The following is a 6392-nucleotide window of genomic DNA, read 5'->3' on the forward strand; positions in this document are numbered from 1 at the left end:
CGTATCGGGCAACGAGCGTAAACAGTTGTCCAGTAAACCCAATCATTATTTTAAAGGAGCCAAACTATGAATAACGCATCAGCAGCTTTAAAAGTAGCAGCAGGACTGTTTCTAACAATCGCTTTGATTACAATCGTTGTCGTACTGTTTATTAGCGCACAGGAAGCAACCAAGACCGCACAAAATAATTTCTCCGGCATTCAGAAAGAGCTTGATCAAACACAATATGCTGTTTATGACAATACGAATATTTCAGGAAGTCAGGTCGTATCGTCGCTACGTAAGTTTAAAGATCAAAACGGATTCGGCATTAAAGTGAAAACAGGTAAAAATCCAACGGGTAACTGGTATTTTAATGAAGTGAATACGACGTCGTCTGTGGATAGTGTAGATTATGGTTCTGTGAATACGACCAAGCCATCCGGTAGTCTGGCAGACGCGATGGATCAAGCGTCTGGCAACTATATTAATCCGACGGGAACATTCAAAAGCGAAATCGTTCGCGACCGTAGCAATGTTGTTCGTGCGCTAATATTTAGTCAAAACTGATAGGAGCATGCGATTGAATATACACGGATATTATGGTTAATGATGAAGTTAAGCTGGACAAGCCAGGTCGCTTGCAGCAGCCAAGTCGGAAATAGTGTTCATAAGAGTGAAGTGTAAGGAATTCATTTTTATTTTAATAACATGTAACAAAGGTTTGGAAACACTGAAACGTAAAATGTTAACTAGTAGTCAGCCATACAAAAAAACAGAAGCATTAGAGCATAAAAAAATAAGTAATAAGTAATAAGTAATAAGTAATAAGCACTGAGCAAGCAAACTAATAAACCAGCAAACCAGTAAATAAACTTTAAATGTATAGGATGCGGGTAGCAGCAAACGCTACTGCCCGCATAATCTAGTTAAAGGAAATGATGGCGCTATGGGAATCGGAGAACATGCCAAAACTGCATTATGGCTTGGAGCAGGAATGTTATTATTTATCATCTGTCTATCGGCAGGTTCAAGCCTATTTCAGACTACAACCGATATAAATGCCAAAGTATACGTGTTGGTCAACAAGGCGGACCATAATCAGCAAGCGACACTCAAAATCGAAACTGACTACACCTGTAGCGGAGCCGAGGTGATTCAGACTCTTTATGGAATGAAAGGGCTAGATGCGGCTGTTGAAGTGAACGGACAACGATTCGACAGCAGTATGGACCCGGATGAAATGGATGTATCCAATATAGATGTAAACCTTACGTATCACCCGACTTATAAACGGGATACACAGGGGCATTTAACGCTAATTACATATGACGCAAGCTAAGGGAGGAACTGAATATGAGCAATGCGATCATGAAGATGTTTGCTGCTTTACTGGCATTGTTACTGATGGGCATATGGCCTATTTACACCGCTTATAGTTCTCAGGATAATAGCTCGCAAATTGTAGTACTGAATGCTGTTACTCGCTTCGTCGACAGTGTACGGGATAAAGGATATATTACACCGACGATGATGCAGCAGTTTAAAGATCAACTGTTTTTGACGGGCAATACGTACGATATCGGGATGGAGCACCAGCATAAGCGCTACGATCCGGTATATGACGATAACGCTAATTTTCAACATACCTATCAGGTGCACGATGAGGGCTACTATAATAGTCAGATTGAAGCAAAGCTATTTCCAGCAGGCAACGATAATCTGGATGATCCTGCTCGTGTGTACAGGCTAAGTCAGGGAGACTTTTTTAGCGTGACGGTGAAAAATACGAATCGCACGATGGCAACGTTAATGGGCGATATGTTGTTTGGCGGAGGTGGTGCACCTAATGAGAAGATCGTTATTCCATACGGAGGCATGATATTAAATGAAGATTACTAATTTGGCCGTGATCTTCGTGCTAATTCTGTTATTTGTATTTGTGAAAAATAATTTGGAGCAGGAAGGGAATCGTACAAATTTACAGCTGCAAGTTCGATATAACAAAGCGATTGATACCGCAACACAGGATGCAGCCAGCTCTCTGATCACAAATGCGACCCAGCCGTTAGAAAGTAATTACCAATCGGCCAAACAGGTGAGGCTAAATAAAGAAGCCGCAGCAGACACGTTTTTTCATACAATGTATATGAATTTCAATGTTGCTCATGATCCAGTCGGACAGCAGGTATTGAACAGTTACATTCCTGCGTTAATTGTAGTTGGATATGATGGGTACTTTGTATACCAGTTTGAACAATATAAAAATGCAGCTGGCGAAAATGAGTTTCGTCATGTATGGAGTCCGAAAAAGCCTTATGCGTATAAAGACGACCAAGACAATACGTATTCTTTTACGTTAGACGACTATGTAACAGTTTATCGCAATTCGGACGGCAGGTGGCTTCGTGGCTTTCGTAGTGAAGTACAAGATGAGGCAGAATTAAATTTTCTAAAGGATGGAGCTGCCTTTGATGCGGTAAGACGAGCTACGATCGTGAATGCATTACAAAATGATCTGGAGGATACGATCAATCGCTACAATACGGACGCTAAGCGTTGGGGCGTATCCTACACATTTACCGTACCACTTATACCCGAAACAGATTGGAACAATACGATCAATGATGCAGGCGTGCTTGCATTTGTACAGGGGATTCCACTGGGCACATCATTTTATAATAACTACGCACTAGGAGGTGCACGAATAATTAAAAAAGATACGTTTATCGGTGTTATCGCAAATGGACATAAATATTATTACCCTTCTAAATCTTGCCAATCTAGTTATGCACCTGAAGAAGTGTTTACATCAGCGAAAGATGCCGCTAAAAATGGATACACGCCCCTTCGTTGCGGTATTGGTAATTAACTTGGTTCTTCCGATATATAAAGTGAGATGCTTGAAATCAGCTCGTTATTTACAATTTGCTTATTCTAACGTAAGTACATAAGAACAGTATCTAGTCGGAATGAAAATTACATTAGGGGGATTAACGATGAAATTTAATGTACTCAAAAAAACAATGCTGTCTGTAGTGGCAAGTTCGGTTATCCTGGGAGTTTTGCCTAGCTATCAAGAAGCCCGAGCTGCCTATAACATTACGGTGCCAACACAACAAGTGGAAGTATTGCTAAATGCTCGTAAAATGGCTTTCCCGGATGCGAAACCTTTTCAGGATGAGAATAGCGCTGTGATGGTACCGATTCGCTTTATTTCGGAAAAGCTGGGGGCGAAGGTCGGTTATCAACAGAGTAAAGGGAAGCAGACGGTTACGCTGAAGACGGATAAGCATAGCGTGACACTGACTGTAGGTTCTTCAACTGCTGTGGTAGATGGAGAGAGTAAGACGTATGACAGTAAGATCATTGTGAAGCAACAGCGGACATATGTGCCTTTACGGTTGGTGAGTGAAGGTCTGGGACAGTCAGTTGATTGGGATCAGGTGGGTAAGTGGGTGTGGATTGGAAGTAAGGATGTGCCTAAGCTTGAAGAATTGAATTTGAAGAAACAACCAGTATCAACTATAACTAAATACTTCGATCAACGTAAAGACTCTTATTACTTGAACAATTTATATGAAGAGCCGTATAAAAATGTGATTATCTTAAAACAATCAGATTTGCCTATTAAGTTTGATGACGGAACTTTGTTTGATGTACAACAAGTAAAGGTAGATGGAATTTCTGCTATTCGTAACCGAAGTGATCTTCGAAACTTTCATATTGGGTATTTAACGAAAAAAGAAGATTACCGTAATCGTTCTGCAATTAGTCAATTGCAGACTAAGAATGCAGATGGTACACGATTTAACTATTTTAAAATTGATTCTTGGTACGATTCAGATCGTCTAGGAATTGTAGATGCAACGCCCCTCTCTCCTAAGGACTTTAACTTTATTCTAATTAAATATTCCAATATGGATTCTATGATTCTTCTTGAGAGTCCTTGGAAAAATTAAAATGACTCATATTACACGCTGGATACGGCGTTATCAGAGCTATGTTTCTGTCGCTATAGTTGTTTGTATTTTATGTAATCTTCTTATTCCTTCAACACCTGCATCATATGCAGCAGAAGAAACACAATCAATTACTCCATTAAAGTATTACAAAGATAAAGATGCAAACACTACAGAGGCTAACTACAGATATTTTGTAGGTATGATGTACTTCGATATGTGGAAAGGATCTACATGGGATAATAATAAGGCTCCCCAAAGAGGAGATTATGGAATAGCTGAACAAAAATATGCGTTTCAGTTTCCGAATCGTACTGTAAAAAGCGTTAAGGCCGTTGTATTTGATCCTCCCGAAGAGCCAGCTAAAAAAGCTGAAAAAGAAAAATTGCTGGAATATTTCACTGAATCACGCACTGATAATTGGTATGATTATTCGGAATTTATCAGTAGTACCATGCAAAGCGATGCTCTGAAAATCAAACCTGCTATATCTGGTATCGGCACAGATACAGCTACAGTACCTGTAGAGTTAGAAATTGGTCTAGATACTAAATCTGGAACAGAACAAGATATCACATTTCTTTGTAAAGATCGCTGTAATAAAGGTGTAGAAGGTCATCGAATCTATGCTGCCGTTCTATTTAAAATTGAGCTAGCCGCTGACCTCAGCGTCTACTACAAAACCGTCGATGGCAAGTCACTGAATGACATCTTCCCACCCCGCATCGAAGAAATGAAGCCAGGCAAACCGTATACGTTTGAGCCACCAACACATGAAGGCTATACCTATGCTGGCTACAAGAAAACTACGGATGGAAGCGATCCTTCTAAAGTGAAAGAGGTTACTAAAGGTGATCCACCGAAACTAGACCCCTACAAAGGTGATTTTGAACAGTATCGCATCTATCAATATTACGAAGTTGGACAACCGTGTCAGTCCGGCCAAACGAATGCAGAGAATGAGAACTGCGATGATCCAGACTTGCCCTCGGATGGAATGGGAGCTTGTGAATATACGATTCTACCGCCAACTCCATCACAGGAAGTAACCAAAGGACTAATGAATCCAGAGGCTACTGGTCATATTTTAGGTGATGACCGCGCCAATGGACGTCATTTTGATGCAACCAAAGGCATTCCTACGAGTGAGAATCTATACGCCAATGCGTGGGGCTATGACTACTTATTCCAGTACAAATTCAGTGAAATGCAGGGTAAGATCAAGTACGACTGTGAAGTTAAAGTGAGATACAGTTTGAAGTGGAAAGAGAAAAATAGTAAAGACCAGTGGAAGACGAAAACCGCGAGCGAGTCTAAAACGTATACATTTGACTTTACCCGCGATTATTCGTACTGGCAGATCAATCAACTGCAAGTGCTGGGCATTGATTCTGCGAAGCTACATAACTATGCTTTGCCAGGTGGCGCGGTCACCTGGCAAGTAGCCAATTACACCCCACCTGTTTTAACTACGGAAGCCAGTACGGAAACGAAGGATCATGTTCGCCCAGCAAAGACAGGCGATGTTAGCTATAATCCGGGTACAATCGATGGAGGAAGAAACGGTCGCCCCTCTGTACCGAATGATCGTAGTAAGCTCAAACGTAGGGCCGAGGCAAAAACAGATGCGCCTCAAGTTCGTAATGATGCGATTCAGTTTAGCTATAAAAACCAAGACACTGAAGTCATGAACGGCGACTGGAACCAAGCGACTACGCCAGCACCCAAGGCAATTCCAGCACCTACAAAGATCCGTTCCTACAAAGATGGAGGCGAACAAATTCTTTACAAAGGTTCGCAGCTCATTAGCAAACGACTCGTGAACAAAGCCAATACTGCATCAAGCGGCGTCATTTTTTATACGATGGTGGAAGGCGATGTGAATGGAGAAGGAGATCAGAACTATCCAATCACGAATATCAACAACGTCACCGTACATACACCTGTCGTCGACTACGCATCTGTATCCGACGACCAAGCCCACAACCAGAAAACCGTTCCGAGCACCGATCGGATGGCACTGATTCTGAATCGTCCTTTCATCGTGCGCATCCCTACGACCGGACAACATCTGGACAGTGGTGACTATCCGGGTTATGGCAAGCGAGATTATGCGAAGTATATTCAAGTTAAACAGGTCTGGTTCCCCTTTGACGTGTACAGCGAAGACCGAAGTACCTTTTACCCGAAACAAACGTGGATTGATATTCCGGTACAGCAACTGGATACCGTGTTTCAGCTTCCCGTCTGGGTCGATGAAGGACACTATACGATCGCTTTTCGCACGGTCGCTGAGAATGCACCGGCTCGCTTTACCGCCCAGCAGGATGCGAATACCAACCTCAGCCACCATGTAGCCAAAGATACAGTCGATGTGGAGGTGATCGGGCGATTATACGATTTCCATGTGACCGATATCGCCGATTTTGCGTGGGAAACGGTATTCCGGCA

The 6392-nt window shown here is 42.0% G+C and carries 6 protein-coding genes; all 6 read left to right on the forward strand.

Translation table 11 applies throughout. The features are described 5' to 3' along the window. The first annotated feature begins 66 nt into the window (after positions 1-66). The gene (locus tag AAHF22_RS16925; RefSeq protein ID WP_347326199.1) at positions 67-549 is read left to right on the forward strand and encodes an ABC transporter permease; all 483 of its coding nucleotides are present in this window, start codon (positions 67-69) and stop codon (positions 547-549) included. A gap of 379 nt (positions 550-928) precedes the next feature. Further along, positions 929-1321 carry a hypothetical protein gene (locus AAHF22_RS16930; protein ID WP_347326200.1) on the forward strand — a complete coding sequence of 131 codons (393 nt, stop codon included), beginning with the start codon at positions 929-931 and terminating at the stop codon, positions 1319-1321. Positions 1322-1335: 14 nt separating this feature from the next. Then, a complete protein-coding gene (locus AAHF22_RS16935) occupies positions 1336-1881 on the forward strand; it encodes a hypothetical protein (RefSeq protein WP_347326201.1) in 546 nt (181 codons plus the stop codon). Further along, positions 1868-2851: a hypothetical protein gene (locus AAHF22_RS16940; RefSeq protein WP_347326202.1), complete on the forward strand. Its 984-nt coding sequence runs from the start codon at positions 1868-1870 to the stop codon at positions 2849-2851. The genes AAHF22_RS16935 and AAHF22_RS16940 overlap by 14 nt, the downstream gene beginning before the upstream one ends. Before the next feature lie 127 nt (positions 2852-2978). Further along, positions 2979-3941, forward strand: coding sequence for a copper amine oxidase N-terminal domain-containing protein (locus tag AAHF22_RS16945; RefSeq protein ID WP_347326203.1), 963 nt, complete (start codon positions 2979-2981; stop codon positions 3939-3941). Positions 3942-4395: 454 nt separating this feature from the next. Then, positions 4396-6392 (forward strand): DUF5704 domain-containing protein (locus AAHF22_RS16950; RefSeq protein WP_347326204.1); only part of this gene is annotated, 1997 nt, incomplete at its 3' end.

The organism is Paenibacillus wenxiniae (assembly GCF_039822605.1).
Lineage (GTDB): Bacteria > Bacillota > Bacilli > Paenibacillales > Paenibacillaceae > Saccharibacillus > Saccharibacillus wenxiniae.